This is a genomic window from Yaniella soli, assembly GCF_054782375.1.
On sequence record NZ_BAAGSP010000006.1, the window covers coordinates 134,286 to 155,467 of the forward strand.

Annotated in this window: 21 protein-coding genes and 2 tRNA genes; 11 read left to right on the forward strand and 12 right to left on the reverse strand. The window is 56.2% G+C overall.

All coding sequences use genetic code 11. From position 1 onward, the window contains the following. Positions 1–13 precede the first annotated feature (13 nt). From ACYVJT_RS05045 to ACYVJT_RS05070, 6 genes are all read right to left on the reverse strand, one after another. Complete coding sequence (locus ACYVJT_RS05045; RefSeq protein WP_343956610.1) at positions 14–784, reverse strand: IclR family transcriptional regulator; 771 nt, start codon at positions 782–784, stop codon at positions 14–16. 124 nt (positions 785–908) lie between these two features. Continuing rightward, positions 909–1,037, reverse strand: a complete 129-nt coding sequence (locus tag ACYVJT_RS05050; protein WP_343956611.1) for a putative transporter small subunit — start codon at positions 1,035–1,037, stop codon at positions 909–911. A 1-nt stretch (position 1,038) separates the two neighbouring features. Beyond that, positions 1,039–2,757 carry a sodium:solute symporter family protein gene (locus tag ACYVJT_RS05055; protein ID WP_343956612.1) on the reverse strand — a complete coding sequence of 573 codons (1,719 nt, stop codon included), beginning with the start codon at positions 2,755–2,757 and terminating at the stop codon, positions 1,039–1,041. Between the two features lie 413 nt (positions 2,758–3,170). Then, on the reverse strand, positions 3,171–4,241 hold the full coding sequence (locus ACYVJT_RS05060; protein ID WP_343956613.1) for an MFS transporter: 1,071 nt from the start codon (positions 4,239–4,241) through the stop codon (positions 3,171–3,173). Beyond that, complete coding sequence (locus ACYVJT_RS05065) at positions 4,159–4,350, reverse strand: hypothetical protein (protein ID WP_425579858.1); 192 nt, start codon at positions 4,348–4,350, stop codon at positions 4,159–4,161. Before ACYVJT_RS05065 ends, ACYVJT_RS05060 begins: the two co-directional genes overlap by 83 nt. Positions 4,351–5,275: 925 nt before the next feature. Beyond that, a tRNA-Ser gene (locus tag ACYVJT_RS05070) sits at positions 5,276–5,363 on the reverse strand. 112 nt (positions 5,364–5,475) lie between these two features. Here ACYVJT_RS05070 and ACYVJT_RS05075 point away from each other — a divergent pair. From ACYVJT_RS05075 to ACYVJT_RS05095, 5 genes are all read left to right on the forward strand, one after another. Next, positions 5,476–6,492, forward strand: a complete 1,017-nt coding sequence (locus ACYVJT_RS05075) for an NAD(P)H-quinone oxidoreductase (RefSeq protein WP_343956614.1) — start codon at positions 5,476–5,478, stop codon at positions 6,490–6,492. Positions 6,493–6,506: 14 nt separating this feature from the next. Continuing rightward, the gene (locus ACYVJT_RS05080) at positions 6,507–6,953 is read left to right on the forward strand and encodes a hypothetical protein (protein WP_343956615.1); all 447 of its coding nucleotides are present in this window, start codon (positions 6,507–6,509) and stop codon (positions 6,951–6,953) included. 67 nt (positions 6,954–7,020) lie between these two features. Further along, entirely contained in the window at positions 7,021–7,743 is a 723-nt protein-coding gene (locus tag ACYVJT_RS05085; RefSeq protein WP_343956616.1) for a TVP38/TMEM64 family protein, read from the forward strand. A gap of 96 nt (positions 7,744–7,839) precedes the next feature. Beyond that, positions 7,840–8,475 carry a TetR/AcrR family transcriptional regulator gene (locus ACYVJT_RS05090; RefSeq protein WP_343956617.1) on the forward strand — a complete coding sequence of 212 codons (636 nt, stop codon included), beginning with the start codon at positions 7,840–7,842 and terminating at the stop codon, positions 8,473–8,475. A gap of 54 nt (positions 8,476–8,529) precedes the next feature. Beyond that, entirely contained in the window at positions 8,530–10,092 is a 1,563-nt protein-coding gene (locus ACYVJT_RS05095) for an MDR family MFS transporter (protein WP_343956618.1), read from the forward strand. 76 nt (positions 10,093–10,168) lie between these two features. Here ACYVJT_RS05095 and ACYVJT_RS05100 read toward each other — a convergent pair. From ACYVJT_RS05100 to tmk, 4 genes are all read right to left on the reverse strand, one after another. Continuing rightward, positions 10,169–10,241: transfer RNA gene (locus ACYVJT_RS05100), tRNA-Thr, on the reverse strand. Positions 10,242–10,320: 79 nt separating this feature from the next. Beyond that, the gene (locus ACYVJT_RS05105) at positions 10,321–11,859 is read right to left on the reverse strand and encodes an alpha/beta hydrolase (RefSeq protein ID WP_343956619.1); all 1,539 of its coding nucleotides are present in this window, start codon (positions 11,857–11,859) and stop codon (positions 10,321–10,323) included. 18 nt (positions 11,860–11,877) lie between these two features. After that, positions 11,878–13,050, reverse strand: coding sequence for a DNA polymerase III subunit delta' (locus ACYVJT_RS05110; protein WP_343956620.1), 1,173 nt, complete (start codon positions 13,048–13,050; stop codon positions 11,878–11,880). After that, entirely contained in the window at positions 13,050–13,679 is a 630-nt protein-coding gene (tmk, locus tag ACYVJT_RS05115; RefSeq protein WP_343956621.1) for a dTMP kinase, read from the reverse strand. Before tmk ends, ACYVJT_RS05110 begins: the two co-directional genes overlap by 1 nt. Positions 13,680–13,739: 60 nt before the next feature. On the opposite strand from tmk, the gene ACYVJT_RS05120 reads away from it, so the two are divergent. From ACYVJT_RS05120 to ACYVJT_RS05135, 4 genes are read left to right on the forward strand one after another with little or no spacing between them, the layout of a single operon-like run. Beyond that, positions 13,740–14,054, forward strand: a complete 315-nt coding sequence (locus ACYVJT_RS05120; RefSeq protein ID WP_343956622.1) for a DUF2516 family protein — start codon at positions 13,740–13,742, stop codon at positions 14,052–14,054. An 18-nt stretch (positions 14,055–14,072) separates the two neighbouring features. Continuing rightward, entirely contained in the window at positions 14,073–14,819 is a 747-nt protein-coding gene (locus ACYVJT_RS05125) for a phosphoglyceromutase (protein WP_343956623.1), read from the forward strand. A gap of 22 nt (positions 14,820–14,841) precedes the next feature. Beyond that, positions 14,842–16,818, forward strand: a complete 1,977-nt coding sequence (locus ACYVJT_RS05130; RefSeq protein WP_343956624.1) for a chorismate-binding protein — start codon at positions 14,842–14,844, stop codon at positions 16,816–16,818. Continuing rightward, positions 16,815–17,648, forward strand: a complete 834-nt coding sequence (locus tag ACYVJT_RS05135) for an aminotransferase class IV (protein WP_343956625.1) — start codon at positions 16,815–16,817, stop codon at positions 17,646–17,648. The genes ACYVJT_RS05130 and ACYVJT_RS05135 overlap by 4 nt, the downstream gene beginning before the upstream one ends. On the opposite strand, the gene phoU is transcribed toward ACYVJT_RS05135, so the two are convergent. Beyond that, on the reverse strand, positions 17,638–18,294 hold the full coding sequence (gene phoU, locus ACYVJT_RS05140) for a phosphate signaling complex protein PhoU (RefSeq protein WP_343956626.1): 657 nt from the start codon (positions 18,292–18,294) through the stop codon (positions 17,638–17,640). The genes ACYVJT_RS05135 and phoU overlap by 11 nt on opposite strands. A gap of 179 nt (positions 18,295–18,473) precedes the next feature. Between phoU and ACYVJT_RS05145 the strand changes: the two genes are divergently transcribed. Both ACYVJT_RS05145 and ACYVJT_RS05150 read left to right on the forward strand, forming a co-directional pair. Further along, entirely contained in the window at positions 18,474–19,694 is a 1,221-nt protein-coding gene (locus ACYVJT_RS05145) for a sensor histidine kinase (protein WP_343956627.1), read from the forward strand. Continuing rightward, on the forward strand, positions 19,694–20,374 hold the full coding sequence (locus ACYVJT_RS05150) for a response regulator (protein ID WP_343956628.1): 681 nt from the start codon (positions 19,694–19,696) through the stop codon (positions 20,372–20,374). Before ACYVJT_RS05145 ends, ACYVJT_RS05150 begins: the two co-directional genes overlap by 1 nt. A 69-nt stretch (positions 20,375–20,443) precedes the next feature. Here ACYVJT_RS05150 and ACYVJT_RS05155 read toward each other — a convergent pair whose 3' ends face one another. Continuing rightward, positions 20,444–20,998 carry a hypothetical protein gene (locus tag ACYVJT_RS05155; RefSeq protein ID WP_343956629.1) on the reverse strand — a complete coding sequence of 185 codons (555 nt, stop codon included), beginning with the start codon at positions 20,996–20,998 and terminating at the stop codon, positions 20,444–20,446. Between the last annotated feature and the right edge of the window lie 184 nt (positions 20,999–21,182).

Here is a 21,182-nt window from a genome sequence, read left to right on the forward strand (position 1 = left end):
CACGCAATGAGAATTATGTGGGCTCGGGGAGTGGGTGCAGCGCCCGGGAGAGGCCCCGCGAGGCAGCCATCAGGACCGGGATGACGGCGGAACGTTGTTCAAAGTCTTCGGGGACGACGACGGAAATTGCGGCAATAGCGACTCGGTTGCGCCCGGTCAGCGTGTTGAACACCGGGACGGCTGCGCCGGTGGTGCCATCGTCGAGCATGCCGTCCAGCATGGCGTAGCCCTCGCGTCGGATTTTGGTCAGGGTCGTGTGGATATCGCCGGTCGTCGGGTAGTTCATGTCTGCAACTTCGGGGTGTGTGGTGAAATATTCTTCGACGATGTAGCCGGGTTGGAAGGCGAGCTGTGCCAATCCCATGGAGACGGTATGGAGTGGCATGCGGGTTGCCACCGTCGCCTGGTTGACCACGGAGTTGCGCGATGAGAGACGTTCCACCACCAAGACTTCGTGATTATCGAGCACCGAGAGTTGGGTGTGTTGACGGAATATGGCTTGCACGTCATCAAGAAACGGCATGGCGGCCGTCCGCAGGCTGACGGCGGGGGAGGAACGGGCGACGAGTTCCCACAGGCGCATCCCGAGACCGACGGTGCCGTCGGGATAGCGGGTGAGGATATCTTCGGTACTGAGCTGGGTTACGAGGCGATAGGTCGTGGCCAGGGGAATATCGGCGAGCCGGGAGAGTTCTGCAACGGAAAGCTGTCTGCGCCGGGCATCAAATGCCGACAGAATGCGCAGGATTCGGTCTAAAAGTGTCTCACCTGAGGGATGCTTCATGGTGCTTTGTAGTGTATCGGCCCTCTGGGATGCTGCGCAGTGGTTAACCAAATATTCCCGTCGGCTTGCGGAACCGGCTACGGCCGAGTCCACAAGCGGACGGGAATTTGTCAACGTCGAGTCGTTAGATAATCGTGCGTCTCTCGCGGCGGGCTTCAGCCCAATCCTTGAAGAACCCACGTGCGATGACGAACATGCCGCCGGCCACCAGTACCGGCCACATCAGAATGTAAAAGGTCAGTCCAGCAGTCATATTATTCTCCTTGTTTCTTCCCGGTTGTGTTTTTGACTGAGACAAGTTCGGTCTCTGTGAGCTCTTCTTCCTCAGGATCGAAGTCACCGGTGATCTTCTGAATCACCGAGTAGTCAAAGTTTTCTTTGGACCGCACGGACATGAAGTAGCACACGAGGAAGCTCACCGCGTAGGCCACAAGTGATCCGGTCAACACTGGATAGTCCCGTAGGTAGTCGAAACTGAAGGGCAAGACCGCGACCATGGCGACTGTCGCGATGATCAGGGCTGGTTTCATGCCGAAGAACCCGAAGCCCATGATGCCAAGGATGACGCCGACCCCAACGATCGAAATGAGCTCTACGCCGTAACCCAGGATGCCATCGACGGGGATCCATTCGAAGCGAACAGGTAAGAAAAAGACCAGGGCGGCCAGCACTGACGTGGTGAAGGCTGCGTTTGTGATCTTCTTCCAGTAGAACGATGCGATGACCGGAAAGACCAGGCAACCCCACATCGCGCCGACGAACACTAAGAGGTCCAGAATACTGAACTGCGCCGTCGCGAAATAGAGTGCGGCCGCCGTGGCGACGATCATGGTGACACGACCGATGAGCAGCATGGTACGTGGGTTTGCCTTGCCGCGGCCCTTGCCTTGACCGTAAATATCGGTCATCACAATGGACGACAGTGCGGAAAGATCTGAGTCGGCGGTCGACGACAGCGAGCCGATGATCATGATGAATGCCAGGCACAACAGCACTGGGCCGAGATATGTGCCAGCCATCTGTGGGATGAGGTTGTTGAGGTCTCCATCAAGTGGTTCGAGACCAATATATAGTGCAATGACGCCGAACATGCCGATGCCGATAATCGTGGCACCGTACCCGACCGTTGCGGTAATGAACGTTGGTTTGATGAGATCTTCACGTACCGCAAAGAGACGCTGAGCGATCGTTTGGTTTCCGATGGCGTAGGCGAGGACGGCAGCAATGTAGGGTGCGCCTTGGTTCATGAACGCTTCGGATGAGAAGAAATTTTGCTGTTCAGCGGTTACGTTGCCGGCAGCGGCGCCAGCTTCGAACATGCTCGGGCCGCCGGCGGCGAAGAAGACCACCGGAATGATGATGGCGGTGGCCCCGAGCATGGCCATTACCTGCCCAAAGTCGGTCAGAACAGAAGCGCGGAAACCGGACCACAGGGTATAGAGCAGTACACCGGCCGCCACGACGACAATGCCGGTGCCAAATGTCAGAGGCGTCAGGATCGCGAAGAGCGCTCCGCCAGCAATAAAATTTGAGGTGAGAGAGATGGTGGAGCCCAGAACATTGGAGCCAGCCAGCATCAGTTGTGAAGAGCGGCCATGCCGTGCATACATGACTTCGGCTAGCGTATGCGCTCTGGGTGCCACTTTTCGAATGCGTTTACCGAAGGGATAGATGAACAGAATCATCAGCGCGCCCCAGAGTCCGTAGTGGATTGGTCCAGAGACACCGTAGTTATATCCAGCCTCGGCCGATGCGTACATCGACGACGCCCAGATCCAGGTAGCTGTCATGGAGGCCGCGGAAACACCGAAACCGATTTTGTTTCCAGCAGTCATGTAATCATCAGCGTTCTCCTTTTTACGGCTGATGAACCATGACATGAGCAGAGTTCCTCCGTAAAAGAGGACGATCAACAACACCACGACAGGGATGGATATTTGGAATAATTCTTGACCTTGCGATGCAGGTGGCACAGCATTCCTTTCGCTCGAACGTCCAATATGGCGCCTCTTGCGCCATACGGCCCGACCTCTCGCGCAGGCTCACTCCGATGCAACGATTAAACGCATCGCCACAGAACAGTTGCCGTGGTTAAAGCACAACATTTCAAACCAGGTCGGGCACTCACGCAGGATTTCGACTGGCTGCACAGGCCCGGATACTCTTCGGCGCGCGCCTTAGTCAAACCCACTTTTCGTGAGTTTCAACTCCTTAGTTGAACAAGGGTTAACATTACACAGTTGAGGGAGAATAGCGAATCCGTAACGCCCCGATCCTGCTATAAACGCTGCCGAACCGAGTTGGAGCCTTAATAAAGACTCCTTAAATATCTCGGGGCATGACGCAGTGGATACTGCATCATGCCCCGACGGTGTGTCGTGCAGACCTAGATCCTGACCTTCTGGTCGACGTGCTCAACAACCCGTTGGGAGGTGACCTCATGGTTCGAGCGTTTTCCACGAGATTCCTTCGCCATCCGGATGCCCAGCAAACTCAGCGCCGATAGCCCGGCAACGAGCCACCAACCGAGAGCGGAGCTACCGAGCTGGGTACCCAATGTGTAGACGTAGGGGACGACGACCGCGCCCAAGTTGCCAAGCGTCAGTACCAGGCCCAATGCCGTTGCGAAGTCCTGACTCGAGACTTCTTCGGGGTATTCACTTGGTGACACGCTGGCGGGGGAGAGATACATCATGCCGAAGACGCCGATCAGGCTGAGGACGACCCACAGTAGAACATTGCTGACGAGTGGTATGAGCGCCAACAGGACGACGATGATAGTCGCTGGGACCCATAGTGTGGAACGGAATTTCTTGGCGCGGTCTGCGAAGATACCGCCGAGGATTGAACCTGGGATACCCACCAACAGCATGACCAGGCCCAGCAGGCTGGCGTGTGAGGAGCTGAAACCGTGCTCGGTTTCAGCAAACCCAGGGCCGAGCTGGGACACCGTAAAGAATGCCCCGTAGGCGGCAACACTGACGATACCGATGCCCCACATGGTCTTCGATGTCAATACCTTCTTCGTGTTGGCCCAGCTAAACTCATCACCTTCGAGCTCATCCATATTTTTCGGAATCTCGATGAGCGCGGCTGCGGCCAGTGCAATGACGATACCGATCCCGGTCGCAATCCACAGGCTGCTTCGCCAGTCCATAGCCTCCGTGAGGATTGTCCAGACGTACAGTCCAACAGCAGAGCCTCCGGTCAATCCCAGGCCGTTGAGGATGCCGGCCACGAGTTTGCCGTTTTCAGGTTTAGACCAGTAGTTACCCAACGGGAAAATGGATGCGACGACCAAAGACATGCCGATGCCACCGATAAAGCGCGAGGTCAGCATGAATCCATAGGACCCGGACATGGCAATCAGGCCGCTAGAGACGGCGGTTATCAGGCCGCCCCAGACCGCGACGTGTTTCAAACCCCAGGCAGCTGCTGCGAAAACCTGCCGGCACATGAGCAATCGAATACCCCAGGAACCACAGTGACACCATCAACCCGACCTGTGAGTAACTCAAGCCGAGCTCTGTGGTCAACGTTGGATATGCAGGAACGATCGCATACATCTGCAATCCGTGTGAAAATGCGAGCAGCGTCGAAATCGTGATGACTGTGCCGCCTGTCCGCTTTTTCGGCGGATTCCCCGCGAGATTTGGTGCCGTATGAGTCTTCAGAAAATACTCCTCCAGTGCTCAAAAATTGCAAGGCAGATCAGTCACGTTCCAGTCGCACACACCTCCGTCGTCCTGCGGCTCATAGCTGACTATCGCCAAAGTCATCTCTGGCATTACATCAAGTTTTGAGATTCTTGACGCGGTTACAAGCCTCTTGCATGAACCATCTCGAAGCGGCTTCTTCCCCCGCTGTTTCGCGGGTCATCCCAGCCGTGCTTCTCCTGTTGTCCTCGCGCTGCTCGGACAGTTTGCGGGGTGGTCCAACGAGCTTCAGCTTAGCGTGACGGGACATTTCCCGACAGTTGAAGTGGCCGATTTGCGACGAAAACCGGTTTTCGGAGTATCAAATAAAGCGCAAATCTTTCCAGAATTCAGCATGAAAAAGCGATATTGAATGGTGGCGCGAGAATAATCGATGAATTTCACCCGCTCCCTAGGGATTGCAGATCATGAGGGACTCGAGATCCCTTGCCGCCGGTGGGTATTTCAGGTGGCGAATGTTGGACAGCAGGCCCAGGAAAAGTGCTCATGTTGCTTAGCCCATTTCATCGGTAGCGAACCTGCTCGCAAGACGGTGAGAGAAGTGCTGGACGCGTCGTATCCACGAGGACAATTGCCGGAGAAAATTCGGGTAGGTGAGACTAGCGAGTGACTACATGGCCCCCTACATCATCGACGCCGAGAGGAGGCCAGAGATATAGCCTCGGGATGCCAGGGGTCGGCTCCTCCGTCGCGTTGAGAGCCCGGCCGTGACGCGTGAGAGGGGTCAAGCAAGGCGAAAGGCCCCCGAATCGCGATGATTCGGGGGCCTCGTCAGCGGATGGTGGGGGATTTGAACCCCCGGGACGGGGTTGCCGCCCTCTGGTTTTCAAGACCAGCTCCTTCGGCCGCTCGGACAACCATCCAGACGAGGTAACAGTGTACCCGCTGAAACCCGCACGTGCCTAATCGGGCAGGCTGAGGGCTGGGACGGCCATACGTTGACGCCAGCGAACCTGAATGACGATGATGAAACATATGTCCTTACCTCCACAAATGCAAGCAATTCGCTTTATTCCTCAGCGCGGCGTCGACAAACTCAGCAAGGAGCATCCTGCTGATATTCGCCTCGTCTCCCAGGATGTACCGAAGGTGGCAGCAGGGGAGGTGTTGATCAAAGTTGAAGCTGCTGGCATCAACAACGCCGATGTGCTCCAGCGCATCGGAGGTTACAACGTGCCAGAAGGCGCCACGGATATTCCTGGCCTCGAAGTAGCTGGGACTATTGCCGCGGTCGGCGAGGGCGTATCCGATTGGAACGTCGATGACCGCGTATGCGCGCTGCTCGCTGGTGGTGGTTATGCTCAATACGTGGTTGTGGATGCGCTCCAGGTGCTGCCTGTGCCAGATCAGCTCGATGCCATTGAAGCCGCAGGTATTGTCGAGACAGCCGCCACCGTATGGTTCAACGTTTTCATGACCGCAAAATTTCAAAAGGGCGATCGAGTCCTCATACATGGGGGCGCCGGAGGTATCGGCACGATGGCCGTCCAAATGGTGAAAGCGATGGGTGGCCAGCCAATCGCCACGGCAGGTTCCGACGCGAAAGTCGAGTATGCGCAATTTCTCGGGGCCCACGGCATAAACTATCGAACCGAGGATTTTGTGGAACGCATCGACGAGATCACCGATGGTCACGGTGCTGACATTATTCTCGATATCGTTGCCGCCCAATACTCTGAAGATAATATGCGAGCCCTTGCACACGGTGGCCGTTGGGTCGTCATTGGCACTCAAGGCGGTATCAAGGGGCCAATCAATTTTCTACGGCTCATGGCCAAGCAAGCGGTGCTGACGGGCAATCTTCTGCGTCCACGCACAGCATCGGAAAAAGGCGAAATTCTTCGCGGTGTGGCCGAGCAGATTTGGCCGCTGTTTACCGAAGGGAAGATTGACCCGCTCATTGCCCAAACGTTTGCGCTCGCAGAGACCGCAGAAGCTTACGAACGTTTTGCAGAGCCAGACCGTGTTGGAAAAATCGTGTTGACAGTATGAGACACTGATTGGTGATGAGACCCCGCCCGTTTGCCCGCCGTCGTGAGGCAAAGAAACTCGATCAAGAGCTTGGCACCCTGTTGTGGCGCCATGCTCATGACCGTTTTGCCCGCTCGCTGGATCGGTACTGGCAAATTATTGCGCCAGACCGGCAACACGAGATTTCGAAAGAAGAACAGAATGGGCTCGTCAATGCGGGCAATGTATTGACTGACGCGCTTGAAACAGTCCGCACCATCTGTTCTGACGCACGTGAACGTTTTGGCGAACGTGATCTTGATGTGCCACCCGGAGCAAACGATATCCATCGTTTGATGTCTCGCGCCGCCAATGATCTCGCCGCTACGGCTCAGGCAGCTGCTATGTTTCAGCGTGGCCAAGCAGATATTCAATCGGTCGGTATGCGAGCAGAAAAAGTATTGGAATCTGTCACGGCAGCTCAAGAACTCACAAAGCGCTAACAGTTCTATCGCTCGAGCAGAATACAAACAGGTGCGCTCACTGCACGTTGAGCACTACAGTGGTGGCATGTCGTCAACGCAAGACGGAAACGCGCCCGGTGGGCAGGACCGCAACGAAACGGATTCCTCTCGTTTCGCATGGGAATCACTCATCCGCAATACAGCACTTGTCGTAGTGCTCCTTCTGCTGCTCTGGTTAGTGTTCAACGTCCAACTGCCTTCCGCCGACGAGTTGCGTGACCTCATCGCTTCTTGGGGGTGGGCCGCATGGCTGATCTTTATCGGTATCTACGCCGTGGTGGGGTTGACTCCGATTCCGGTGACCGTCATGGCCGTGACGGCCGGATTGCTCTTTGGCGTGGTCGAAGGAACCATCCTGTCGGTCATTGGGGTCCTCATCGGCTGCTGGGGTGCATACTGGATGGCTCGTGGTCTCGGACGTGAAGCGACCGCTAAATTGTTGGGTTCACATCACAGCACGGTTGAACGCCACCTGGATCAGGCCGGGTTTCAAGCAGTGTTTATGCTCAGGTTGCTGCCTGGCTTCCCTTATTGGCCCATCAACTATGGCAGTGGGGCGTTCGGCGTGGGCCAACGGGCTTACATGCTGGCCAGTATTATCGCGGTCATCCCAGGTCAGATCTCCCTGGTTGCCATCGGCGCATTCATCTCAGCTCCAAACATTTGGCATGGCGCCGTTGTGGGGATCGGATGGGCAGTGGTGATCGTGCTGACGATTTGGTCCTACCGACGCTGGCAAGCAGCACGGCCGGAGAGCGCTACAGAATAACTCGCCTGTGCCCCATGTCACCAGTGATGTATCGGTCAGTCAGAGTGACAATAAAAAACTTGCACAGTGTGCAAGTTTTGTTTAGTATCGTCTTCTATGCAATTTGTGGAAGACGTCTCGCTGGGCCGCCGTGAACAGAAAAAACTTGAGACACGACGTGCCATTCGAAGTGCTGCCCTGGACCTCGCCCTAGACGACGGGGTTGAGAGTCTTACCGTGGAAGGGATAGCTCAAGCTGCTGGCGTTTCGCCTCGCACATTCTTCAATTATTTCGAAAGCAAAGAAGACGCACTTGTCACCGAAGCCGCCGAGAGTGCGGTGCAAGTGCGGGCTTTGCTACTAGACCGGCCCGCTCATGAGCCGCCAATGCGAGCGTTGCATCAGGCGATCATGAACACTGAATACTTTGGTGAAGAACCAGCCGACCGAGAGCGCGTGTTAGCACGTCAACGGCTGACGCAAGCCCACCCATCGTTGATGGCCTATCAGTTGGGGAAGATTGCCCTGGTCGAACAGACCTTTGCGCAGGCGCTGGCAGAGCGCATGGGCACCGAACTGGATGATGACGTGTTTCCCGAGTTGCTTGCTGCAATGGCCGTCAGCTTGGTTCGTGTGGCTATGCGACGCTGGGTCACCCGAGGCGAGGAACCACTGAACGAACTGATTGATATGGCATTTCGTCGGTGCGAGCAGGTCGACCTGTTTAACGATCATGCTGTTGCTGCGGATTGATAGTGAATTATATGGACTTTGGAATGCGACGACTTAGAGGAGAGATGACCCCGATTGGCTAGCGAAGTTACCGGCTCTATACCGACGGTAGAAAGTCGGTACAACCAGGCGCAGTACGAGCGCACGAAACTGTCAAAAGCCGAATCGAAGCGCAAAAAGCCGATCAACCGCAACGTGGTCTTAGCTGTGCTCGTATCGGGCGCATTCGTCATCATCCTGAACCAGACGCTGATGAACACCGCACTGCCAGCCTTGATGCTCGATTTTGACATCACTGCCAACTCAGCGCAGTGGGTGACCACGATCTTCATGCTCGTCAACGGCATTATGATCCCTGTCACCGCATTTCTCGTCCAGAAATTTTCCACGCGAAGTTTGTTCTTTACGGCAATGGGCCTGTTTAGTCTTGGCACGATTCTTGCGATCCTCGCGCCAACCTACTCGGTCCTGCTAGCAGGTCGTTTCGTGCAAGCTGCTGGCGGCGGAATCATTATTCCGCTGATGCAAACCATTCTGTTCGCGATTTTCCCGATGGACAAACGCGGTCAAGCGATGGGTACCTTCGGGTTGGTCATCTCATTTGCACCCGCTATTGGCCCAAGCTTGTCGGGCTGGATCGTCGAACATTTCCCCTGGGAAACCCTGTTCATAATGATGCTGCCGATCGCGGTGATCGACCTGATTATCGCGTACTTCATCTTGGATAATGTCACCGAACGAACGAATCCGAAACTGGACTCGCTGTCCATCGTATTGTCGTCATTAGCCTTTGGCGGTCTCCTCTTTGGCTTCGGGAGTGCAGGAAACACCGGTTGGGTCAGCTACGAAGTCATGGTCCCATTGGCCATCGGTGTCATCACTCTGGGCCTATTCATCTGGCGTCAGCTGATATTGGAAGAACCAATGTTGGAACTGCGCATTCTGAAATACACTATGTTCACGCTGAACACCCTGCTCGGCATGGCAGTGTTCATCGCCATGATCGGCGGGATGATCATTCTGCCGCTGTACATGCAGAATATGGCCGGCTTCACCGCAACGGAATCTGGGCTGATGCTGCTGCCAGGTGCAGTCATCATGGGTCTGATGTCACCGGTCACCGGACGAATCTTTGACCGTATTGGGGCGAAGTGGCTAGCAATTACCGGCTTCGCGTTACTGACCGTCACCACGTTTATGTTCACCACATTAACGCCCGCGACCACGTTCACGTATTTGGCTGTAGTGAATGCTGTGCGCATGTTCGGTACGGCCATGGTGATTATGCCCGTCACTACCGCAGCCTTGAACCAGCTACCACAACGCATGATCCCGCACGGCACCGCCCTCAATAATACGATGCGACAAGTGGCGGCATCGGTAGGTACTGCAGTACTAGTGACGGTCATGACCGGTGCTGCTCTGGATCCAGTGCAGCACGGAGATGACGGACTTGTCCACGGGGTCAATGTCTCCTTTATCGTTGCCACTGCGGTCGCGTTTGTCGGCTTCATCAGTGCCTTCTTCATCAAAGGATCTCGCCCCGTTCGTCCAGCCACCGATGTGGAAGACGCGGCTCAAGAAGCGCAGAACGAGACCGAGGGACAGGCAGAGGATAAGCCCGTCACCGAGAAATAACGATCCCCCAGGTAAGAAAAATGCCCCGGCTCCTGCGAAACGCATGGAACCGGGGCATACCTCTTCAAGTGACGAGAGCCGACTACCGGATTTGAACCGGTGACCTGCTCTTTACGAGGGAGCTGCTCTACCAGCTGAGCTAAGTCGGCATCAGACAACGTTTTGCAACGTAGTCCGATATGAGATCATAGCCAGTTGAGAACCCATTGGTCAAAATGCACTGGAACTTTACGCACACACCATGCCGTCTTCGGGCAGCTCATCGTTGAGAATGTAGTTGTCGATGGCTTCGACGATGCACTCGTTGTCAGGGGAGTAAGCTCCGTGGCCTTCACCTTCCACCGTGATGTGAATGCTGTTGTCGAGTTCATCCGCAAGCTCGTGTGAGAAGTGGATCGGGGTCGCTGGATCTGAAGTCAGGTTGGTTACCACAATTGGGTCGGACCCCTCGGCTACCGTATCGCCGATAGGTTCGGCAGGATCGACTGGCCAGCCGTTACATCCGGTGGAATAGGACATATATGGTCCAAAGATCGGTGCATCGGCAGCGATTTCTTCGGCCTCTGCATCGGCTTGCTCATAGGTTTTGTTGCTGCCGGTGTAGTCCAGGCAATTAATGGCATTGAAAGCTGCTGTGTCATTCGAGTACTCACCGGCCTGATCACGGCCGTGGTACGCATCCGCAAAAACCAAAAACAGGGGCTGATATTGAGAACTCGCATAGTCATTTTCGATGCCTTGTTCAAACGCCAATGCAAGTAATTCCCAGCTGTCACGCGAGTACAGTGGAGTTACAATACCGAAGAATACATCCGAAATTGGTTGGCTTCGACCATTGGGATATGTCAGCGGTTCGTCTTCAACCCGGTCGATGAAATCCGTCACAGCCGTCATCACTGACTCGGCGTCATCATCTTCGCCGACGTTGCACTCAGCAGTTTCGGCACACCAGTCGGCCCAGGCACGCAGAGATTGTTCAAAGCCTGCAGATTGAGCTTTGGTTACCTCGAGTGTTTCAGCAGATGGTGCCAGTACGGAGTCGAGCACGAACTGACCGACTTGTTCTGGGAAGAGTTCTGCGTAGGTGGCGCCAAGTTTGGTGCCATAGGAGATGCCAAAGTAATCCAACTGAGGTGCACCGAGTGCGGCACGGATGACATCCATATCTTTTGCAGCCGATGCGGTATCGACAAATCCTACGATGTCGCCAGAGCGTTCTAAACACTGCTCTGCATAGGCTTCGTTTTCTTCAATCGAAGTTTCCCAACCTTCGGGGGTGGAAGGATCCAAGACGATCTCACGCGACTCGTCGAATTCTTCCGCACTCAGACACTCGACGGGTTCTGACGCGCCGACACCACGTGGATCAAAACCGACGGCCGAAATATTCTCGGCCAAATTGTCAGAGAGCATCGAACCCAGCGAATTCTGCACGAATGATATACCCGATGCGCCGGGGCCGCCCGGATTAAATAACACAGGCTGTGCATCGGCGGTCTCGACGGACCGTGTTAGGTGGATATCGATCGTGGCATCATCCGGGTTTTCATAGTCCATCGGTACTTCGATGGTCCCACACTCAAATGCGTCTTGTCCTTCACAGTCCTCCCAGGCAATGTCTTGATCGTAGAAGGCCTCCAGACCCTCGGGTGCGGACTCAGCCTGATCTTGCTCGGTGGGCTCAGGACCGTCGTTGGGGGTACAGGCGGTGAGTATGAGTGCTGCCGCAGCGCCCAGAGCAGCCAGGGTTCGGGTGGGTTTTGACACGGCTTTTCCTTTGGCTGGTTAGAGAGCGGCGTGGCGACGAGTACGAGGAATAAATGCTAACAGCATCGCTTCCAGCGCGAGTAACGGGGGGACGTTGCCGGCAAGTCGTCTCCGAGCGAGCGTGATCGCTTCTGAAGCACCCAGGCAGTGTTCTGCGGTCACATTGGCACTGTATTCGTCCAACGTTGGACGGAGGTGTTCATTGATCAATGCGGAGTCTTTGGACAAATGCAGGACGAGCAGGTCCCGGTAGATACCGGAGAGATCTATCATGGCTCGATCCAGCGCGTCGTGGATGGCACGGCGGTTGCGTGCGGTTTGGTTATCTTCCATGCGTCGGACGTGAACTCGCAACTTTCGCGGAATGGTTTCATCCTCGCTCAAGCCCAAAGAACGCAACAGGTTGGCGCGTTCTGCAGCATTACGATCCGATGATGAGGATTCGGCTTCATCCTGGACCAGCTTGTGCAGATTCTCTGCAGACTCCATCGCCGCTGAAGCAGAACGAATTGTCAATGGCAGATTCACAATCATATCGCGACGCTCACGGGCTTGCGGCGAGCGGGCCAGCCAGCGTGCCACCCCTACGTGTGATTGGGAGGCACGTGCGCAGGTTTCGGCCAGCTGCGGTTCGATGCCGTCACGGTTGGTGAGCAGCTGTGCGACATCCTCGACAGAGGGTATCACCAGGTTGATGTGTCGGGTACGCGACCGAATGGTCACCAGCACATCGGCTGGCGACGGCGCCGAGAGCATCCAAATGGTGCGCTCTGGCGGCTCCTCAATGGCTTTGAGTAACACGTTGGTGGCACGTTCGGTCATGCGGTCAGCGTCTTCGATAATGATGATCCGCCAGCGGCCCGTCGATGGACGATCATGCGCTGCTGCTACCAGATCGCGGACATCTTCGATGGCGTAGGAAACTTTTTCGGTGGTGACAATATTGACGTCGGCGTGTGTACCGGCGGCAATTGTCGCGCAGGCCTGGCAGGCGCCGCAGCCCCGGTCCTTCAGATCAGACTGTTCGCATTGCAAGGTTTGTGCAAACGCCCGCGCTGCCATCGACCTGCCCGAACCGGGTGGTCCGGTGAAGAGCCAAGCGTGTGTGGGGGCGCTGATGGTTTCTGGATGCGAGAGCTGTTCCACTGCCGCGCGTTGACCTGCCAGGGACTGCCAGACTGGGTTGGCCATTACAGTTGCACTCCATGTTGCGTTTTTAGGTGGGTGAGAATCTGGGCGGTGATGGTCTCAGACGGCTGTGCAGCGTCGAGGACCAGGTGCCGTTGCGGTGCGGCTTCGGCCTGGTGCAGGAACGATGCGCGGACTGCATCTTGAAAACCGTCGGGGGCTGACTCCATGCGGTCGACAAGTTGGCCGCGATCATCACGGCGCGTCCCGGCCACGGCTTCATCGAGGTCGAGTACCACGGTGACATCTGGAGTCATCCCGCCGGTGGCATAGCGGTTAATATCGGCCACGGCCTCTTCGCTGACGCCGCGTCCGGCGCTTTGATACGCAATCGACGAGCCGACGAACCGATCCGAAATCACAATCTTGCCCCCAGCTAATGCCGGAGCGATGGTTTTGGCGATGTGATCGGAACGAGCTGCAGCGAATATCAGGGTCTCGGTCATATCGTCGATGTCAGTTGCCGGATCCAACACGAGAGTGCGTAATGTTTCGGCAACATCGGAACCGCCCGGTTCTCGCGTGACGAGTATTTCTCGGCCTGCCGCGCTCAATGCCGCGGCCACGGCCGTAACTTGGGTCGACTTGCCCGACCCATCAGCGCCTTCAAGCACCACAAATAGCCCCGTCACGACACAACCTTTCTGACAGCATGCACCCACTAGCCTAGTACCACCCACTAGACTAACCTCATGGATTTTTTGCAACTGGCGTTGATGATTGAATACGGCCTGCAGGCAGCCCTGGCACTGGTGGGAGCCGGTATGGTGATTTGGGCGATGGCTGACGCCGCGCGCCGGTCCGGGGACAAGTTTGAAAATCACACCAACCTGACGAAATCCACCTGGCTGCTTATCCTCGGTGGGGCGCTGATTTTTGGGCTCGGGTCAGCCTCATTGACCGTGCTTTACGGTGGTCAAATCGGGCTGTTCGGGCTCGCCTCCATCGTCGCCGCTGGTGTGTACTTGGCCGGTCCCAAACGTGAATTCGATATGTGGAGCCACTAACCGGGTAAAGTGACCGTCATGGCTACAACATCAAAACTTGTCTTACTGCGCCACGGCCAATCGACGTGGAATGAACTGAATCAATTCACCGGTTGGGTGGACGTCCCATTGACCGATAAAGGCCGCACTGAAGCGGCTCATGCCGGTCAGCTCCTGAAAGACGAAAACTTGCTGCCCGATGTCGTGCATACCTCATTGCTGCGCCGCGCAATCACGACCGCCAATTTGGCGCTCGAGGCTGCAGACCGCCAGTGGGTTCCAACTCAGCGCAGCTGGCGCCTCAACGAGCGACACTACGGGGCTCTACAAGGCATGAACAAGGCTGAAATCCGTGCGGAACACGGTGAAGAAAAGTTCATGACCTGGCGCCGCTCGTATGACACCCCGCCACCGATGCTCGAAGATGACCACGAATTCTCGCAGTACCGTGATGAACGATACGCCATGCTCGGCGAGGACATTCCACGCACTGAGTGCCTCAAAGACGTGGTCACCCGCCTGATTCCGTACTGGTACGACAACATTGTCCCTCAGCTGGTCACGGGCAAAACCGTGCTCATTGTGGCCCACGGAAACTCCCTGCGCGCCCTCGTGAAACATCTGGAAGGCATTTCAGATGACGCCATTGCCGAACTCAACCTACCAACCGGTGTACCTTTCGCCTACGAACTCGGCGAAGACATGAAAGCCCGTGGCGCAGCACGCTTTCTGGATCCAGACGCCGCGGCAGCTGGTGCTGCTGCCGTCGCCGCCCAAGGTAAGTAACCCCGCCAACAGGGGTCGGCGCATGATACTCGTCATTGACAATCACGGTTTCACCACGAGGATTCTGGCACACCAGCTCGGGGCGGTAGATATCGTTCCCGCCGCCGAGCTGGCTACGGTCAACCTGACGGATTACACCCACGTGGTGGTCAGTCATGGCACCGCCGATGCTCAATTGCAGGCATTACAGGCCGTGCCGAACCTGCCTGTGTTGGGTATCGGATCTGGCGCTGACCAACTGGCCCGGCTGTATAGTCACACCGAAACAGCAGCTGGCCAACCGAACTATGGGCAACGGGTGGCGCACCGACATACCGACACCGGAATCTTTGCCGGCGTGCCGCAACGCGCCCAGCTGACGAGCTACCATTCGCCTCGATGGGCCACCATGGATTCGGCGATATTTCGTGTCCATGCGGTCGATGACGATGATGCCGTGCTTGCGTTTCGAGTCAACGGGACCAACCACTGGGGCCTCCATGCTGACCCAGCAGCACTGCAGTCCACCGAGGGCACTCGCGTGGTCGAGAACTTTCTGGCGCTAGCGCCGCGCCAGGAAGCACAGGTACGGCATAGCTCACCATTGGCACCGAAGAAACAACCGCGGGAGTGGTTCAGACGAGAAATTCCGGGGATGCTTGACACCGCCGCGACGTTTGCGGCGCTCCAACAGGGCGCGACGGCGGCATTCTGGTTAGATTCTGCCGCAGCTCACCTGGGTCAAGGTGACACGACAATCATGGGGACCAACCGCGGGGAACTAGCACAAACCGTTCGTTGGGATGTCACGACGAACCAGCTAGACGTCTCAAACGCAACGCAGACGACGCATCATGTCCAGGACGTGCTGGACTACCTGCACGACCATGCATGGGAACCCACCGCCGACATGGAGCAGATCCCCGGATTTACTGGCGGCTGGGTCGGTTATCTCGGGTATGAAGCGAAACAGGCCACCATGGCCGGCCACACGAACGTCTGGGAGGCACCGACCCCCGACGCGTACTGGATTCGACCTCAAGCATTTCTTCGCTATGACCATCAACATGAGCACACGATGCTGTTTGCCTACGGCGACTCAATGCTGCTGGATGCCCTGGAACAGACATTGGTCTTCGGTGAGACAGTTGCTCCCGCTTGTGCTGAGCACAGTGAATTTGATGGGTCGTGGGGCCTGACGACGCGCGAGTATCAACAACACGTGCGCACCATTCAAGCAATGCTGCGTTCCGGCGATGCCGCTGGTATTTGTCTGACCGACACATTTTCGATGCTCGCAGGTGACATCGACGGGCTTGAACTGTACTTGCGGTTGCGAGCAAATAACCCTGCACCCTATGCCGGCTATCTTCGGTTCAACACGTTCGGTGACACCGTCGAAGTGCTGTCTGCCTCGCCCGAAAAGTTTTTGAGTGTGGACGTGGCAGGCACGATCGAATCCAAACCCATCAAAGGCACCGTCGCGCGCAGCGCTGACCCTGCAGTTGATGCCGAGGTGGCATCACAGATGGCCGTTGATGCAAAGATACAGTCAGAAAATCTGATGATCACCGACTTGTTACGAGACGATCTGGCGCTCGTTGCAACACCGGGATCGGTACGAGTGCCGAAACTGATGGACGTGGAAACATTCGCCACGGTCCATCAACTTGTCACGACAGTGACTGGACAATTACTGCCCGACACCGCAGCAACCGAAGTACTCAGAGCAGTATTTCCCGGCGGCTCGATGACCGGAGCACCGAAAGTGGCCAGCCTCGAAGCACTCGATACCCTGGAATCCGGGCCTCGCGGCATCTATTCCGGTGCGATGGGCTGGCTGGGCGACGATAATACCGCCGAATTGAATGTGATTATCCGCAGCATTGTCATGGCTGACGGACAGCTCACCATTGGTGCTGGTGGCGCGGTCGTCGTGGATTCTGATCCGGTGGCAGAGGAGCAGGAAAAACGGCTCAAGGCACGCTCGTTAATGCACAGCATTGCTGAATACCTATGACTGATATCCCAACGTATTACACCTGGAATAACCAGGCCTTCGAGCCGATAGAGCAGCCTTCAGCCGAGCGTATTCTGGTCGCAGACTCCTGGCGAGTCCGAGGAGGCGTCACCTGGGGCTTGGCCGATCATATTCATCGGTTTGTCACCGGACTGCAAGCACGAAATGCTCCATCAGAGGTACTCATCGCCGCAGAACTGGAAACATTTGAAGTGGCACTGCGGCGACTGCTCTATGCGCAGTGGTCCAAAGCTCAAGAAGACTTGTTTCCGCGCATCAGCTTGCATCAAGATCGGGGACGCTGGCGGATTGAGCTGGTCGTGCGGCCTGCCCCACAACCTCGAGACACGACCTCACTGTGGATCCCGCCGTACACGGATCCGCGAGCCTACGCGACAATCAAGGGACCTGATATCAGCCTCATGCGCGGGCTCGTGGCTGAAGTAGCCGCCGATGATATCGTCCTACACGATGGCACATTCGTACACGAAGCAACGACGGGGGCCCTGATGGTCTGGCACAGCGTAGACCATCTCGTCTTGTCCCAAGCATCGAGACAATTAGCATCGATTTCTGTGCGCAGAATTGCCGACTATGCCCGCTCACAGGGGATCACGGTGACCACACAGCCGGTGACGCTTGAGGAATTGGTTACGCGAAAGGCTCCGGTCTGGTTTTCGAACACGCTCCATGGAATTTCCCCGGTCACGACCATTGGCAGCGCTACCGGGGAAACACAGGTTGCCGCCCACCCCGATGTTGCGCAATGGCAAGCAGCGTGGTGGGCGGATTTCGCAGACGATCTAGGTCACGTACGTCCTATGAGATGACCGGTGGTTCCCATTCACCGGTGACCAGGTAGGCGATCTTGCGGCTGATCGAGACAGCGTGGTCGCCGAAACGTTCCAGACGCATGACCAGAAGAGTCAGATCCTGTGATTGTCGAGCATCGATTTTCCACTCGTCATCACGAACACAGGTCATGATGCGGGTGTGCAGCAAGTCGATCTCATTATTGAGCTTGACGATTTCACGACCGTGGGTGAGGTCGTAGTTCGTCATCAACTGTTCGAGGCGTTCACCGATTTGAACGGTCAACTCTGCCATCTCCTGCACCTCAACCTGGCTTGGTTCAGGGATCAGCGGATCAGGGTGACGCAACCGAGTCAGCGCCGAAACGTGACGCGCGAGATCTCCCATACGCTCCATTGACGAAGATACACGCAGCGCAGAGATCAGTACGCGCAGATCGGTAGCAACAGGGGACTGCAATAACAACAGTTCAATGGAGCGTTCATCCAACGCGTTTTGTAGGTAGTCGATTCGAGCGTCCTGGGTAATGACCGCTTCAGCCAAACGCAGATCCTGAGTTTCCAGAGCTACCCGTGCTTGCTTCATAGCCCGATTTACCAGGGTGGCCATCTCGAGCAGCTGGTCACCTACGGCCTCCATCTCGGCCATAAAGAGTTTTCGCATGTGATTAGTCCTTGTAGATACATTGAACGATTGCAGGCCAACTGTACCTGCCCAACATTGTCCACTGTCACCAACAAAAGTAAACGAGTGGTGAATTTTGCCGGACAAGTACATGTATTAGGGCTCAAATGACGAAAAAGGGTCAACGATGACATCGAAGTATGGGTACTGTTACAACTGTGGAAAGTCTAGTTTCTGTGGCCGTACTCTTTGGTTTGGCCGGTGTGATTGTGACGGTGGGTGCGATGGTCGCCTTCCGGATCTCGTCACGTTCAAAAATTGAGCGGCTGGCAGACCACGAGCAGTCCATCCCGGATGGGGCGCTGGATGTACTCGCGGTTGTAGGGCAAGCCTATGTCATTGTCGACGCGGTGGACACGGTGGTGCGTGCGAACCCATCGGCCTATGCCTTCGGCCTAGTCCGTGGCAACCAGCTGGGTCATAAACAACTGGGGGAGCTCACGTCCCGGGTCCGTACGGCGGGCCAACTGTACGATTTTCGCTTCGAAATACCTGCTGTCACAGCCGCCGAAGGTCACTGGCTCGTGCATTTGCGCGCAGCTTCTATCGGGGATCAATACATTGTGATCATGGCCGAGGACCGCTCCCAGCAACATCGAACCGAAGCGATTCGTCATGACTTCGTTGCCAATGTGTCCCACGAACTGAAAACCCCGGTGGGCGCGATGAGCCTGTTGGCGGAGGCAATTGAAGATGCTGCTGACGATCCGGAGGCTGTGAGACACTTTGCGAATCGTCTCTCGATAGAGTCGGTCCGCCTCAGCGCGCTGGTACAAGATGTGATTTCCCTGTCGAGACTCCAAGGTCGGGATATTGTCGAAACTGCCGAACCCCTTGAGATTACACGGCTGGTTTCGGAGGCCATCGATCGTGTTCGTACGGAAGCCTCGGCTCGCGACATCTCGATCCACAACCGGCAACCCGAAGCGCTCTCGGTCTTCGGCGATTATGACCAGCTCATGACAGCCATCCGGAATCTCATCGATAACGCGGTGACGTATTCACCCGATGGCTCTACGGTGTGGGTTGAGGTCACCAAGCATGAAGACGTCGTGCACATATCGGTGAGTGACCAGGGCACCGGCATCGCTGAAGAGGATCGCGAGCGAATTTTCGAGCGATTCTATCGCGTGGATTCGGCCCGCTCGCGAGCAACCGGTGGTACCGGGCTGGGCTTGAGCATCGTCAAACACACCATCTCGAATCACGGTGGTGAAATCATGGTGGAATCGGCCCTTGACGAGGGATCGACATTTATTATCCGTCTTCCGGAACTAGATCCAGAAGCACACGAGGCCGCCACCGAAGGAACTGAACCGGATATGAACACCGTGGATACTGATTCACATACCCCTGCTGAAGGAAAAGGAAAATACTGATGACTCGGATTCTCGTCGTTGAAGACGAACCTTCAATCTCGGACCCCCTGTCGTACTTGTTGCAACGGGAAGGATATGAGGTGACCGTCGTCGCCGACGGCGTGGAAGCGGTAGAAGAATTCGATCGCAATGGCTCCGATCTGGTGCTATTGGATTTGATGTTGCCTGGACAACCCGGGACCGATGTGATCCGTCAAATTCGGCAGGATTCACAAGTACCGGTCATCATGCTCACCGCCAAGGACGGCGAGGTCGACAAGGTGGTCGGGCTCGAACTCGGTGCAGATGATTATGTGACCAAACCGTATTCGGCCCGTGAATTGATCGCTCGTATTCGCGCCGTGATGCGTCGCAATGCTGATGCCGATGAGCTCATCCCAGACACCGTCTCAGCAGGCCCGGTGCGTATGGATGTAGAACGACACGTGGTGGCCGTTGGTGGCGCCGACATCACGATGCCGCTCAAAGAATTCGACCTGTTAGAGATGCTGCTGCGCAATGCCGGGCGCGTGATGACCCGCGGGCAGCTGATCGACCGCGTTTGGGGACCGGGTTATGTAGGGGATACCAAGACGCTGGATGTCCACATCAAGCGGTTGCGTTCCAAGATTGAACCAGACCCATCGTCACCGCGGTACCTCATGACCGTGCGTGGGCTCGGATACAAATTCGAAGCATAAACACCACCCATAAAACAGTGCTGGCCGGTCCAAATGGACCGGCCAGCACTGTTTCGTAAGGTCTATGCCTTATTCCTCGTCGTGGTGCTGACCTTGAAATTCGTACAGGTGCTCGATCTGTTCTTCAACATCAACGTCACCGGGGTAGAGCTCACGGTACTCTTCGAGCGTTGGTGGCAGGACCGATACGTTGAACTCGCTTTCGTTGCCGAAGGCTGAGGCGACGCCCTCTGCTAGCAAGCCTGGTTCGGTGCCGACCGAATCCACGATGACTTCTTCATCATCAAGCTTGAGGATCTCTCCGGCATCAAGTGAGAAGGACAACGTTTGGTTATTGATCTCCAAGTCAACCGTCTGGTTGCTATCTGAACGGTTGTCAATGCTGCCCATCAGACGGCCGGGCTCGTCGGCGGAGTTCGTGATGACACCAATGTTCACCAGCCGAACGTGATCAGAATTGGCGTCAGCAGCTTCGTCTCCGGCAACAGTGGTTTGGGTGCCGTCGGACGGCGCATACTCAAACGTCGTTGCCTGCGGGTTGACGACAGAACAACCCGTGGTGCCCAAGATGGCAGCCACCGCCAGGCCGGCAAATACGTTCCGGCGAGTGTTGTTGACCTTCACGATGGTTCTCCTCGTAAGAATAAGGTGCGCTAGAGGTGATGTTGTACCGTGCACCGGGCGCACAAGCGCCGATGATGCAAGTAGCTTTCTTCACGAGGTTATCGCATATGCCTAAATGGAAGCTACTTTACGACAACATATCTCGCAGATGAGCCACCCGAATAGCGTGCAACGCTACCGACAT

Excerpts from the sequence above, each read along its gene's own strand:
- ACYVJT_RS05075 (WP_343956614.1), top strand. The coding sequence starts at position 5,476 with ATGTCCTTACCTCCACAAATGCAAGCAATTCGCTTTATTCCTCAGCGC.
- ACYVJT_RS05130 (WP_343956624.1), top strand. The coding sequence starts at position 14,842 with ATGATACTCGTCATTGACAATCACGGTTTCACCACGAGGATTCTGGCA.
- ACYVJT_RS05085 (WP_343956616.1), top strand. The coding sequence starts at position 7,021 with ATGTCGTCAACGCAAGACGGAAACGCGCCCGGTGGGCAGGACCGCAAC.
- ACYVJT_RS05065 (WP_425579858.1), bottom strand. The coding sequence starts at position 4,350 with ATGTATGCGATCGTTCCTGCATATCCAACGTTGACCACAGAGCTCGGC.
- ACYVJT_RS05080 (WP_343956615.1), top strand. The coding sequence starts at position 6,507 with ATGAGACCCCGCCCGTTTGCCCGCCGTCGTGAGGCAAAGAAACTCGAT.
- ACYVJT_RS05060 (WP_343956613.1), bottom strand. The coding sequence starts at position 4,241 with ATGTGCCGGCAGGTTTTCGCAGCAGCTGCCTGGGGTTTGAAACACGTC.
- ACYVJT_RS05050 (WP_343956611.1), bottom strand. The coding sequence starts at position 1,037 with ATGACTGCTGGACTGACCTTTTACATTCTGATGTGGCCGGTACTGGTG.
- phoU (WP_343956626.1), bottom strand. The coding sequence starts at position 18,294 with ATGCGAAAACTCTTTATGGCCGAGATGGAGGCCGTAGGTGACCAGCTG.
- ACYVJT_RS05045 (WP_343956610.1), bottom strand. The coding sequence starts at position 784 with ATGAAGCATCCCTCAGGTGAGACACTTTTAGACCGAATCCTGCGCATT.
- ACYVJT_RS05110 (WP_343956620.1), bottom strand. The coding sequence starts at position 13,050 with ATGGCCAACCCAGTCTGGCAGTCCCTGGCAGGTCAACGCGCGGCAGTG.
- ACYVJT_RS05090 (WP_343956617.1), top strand. The coding sequence starts at position 7,840 with ATGCAATTTGTGGAAGACGTCTCGCTGGGCCGCCGTGAACAGAAAAAA.
- ACYVJT_RS05135 (WP_343956625.1), top strand. The coding sequence starts at position 16,815 with ATGACTGATATCCCAACGTATTACACCTGGAATAACCAGGCCTTCGAG.
- ACYVJT_RS05120 (WP_343956622.1), top strand. The coding sequence starts at position 13,740 with ATGGATTTTTTGCAACTGGCGTTGATGATTGAATACGGCCTGCAGGCA.
- ACYVJT_RS05150 (WP_343956628.1), top strand. The coding sequence starts at position 19,694 with ATGACTCGGATTCTCGTCGTTGAAGACGAACCTTCAATCTCGGACCCC.
- ACYVJT_RS05125 (WP_343956623.1), top strand. The coding sequence starts at position 14,073 with ATGGCTACAACATCAAAACTTGTCTTACTGCGCCACGGCCAATCGACG.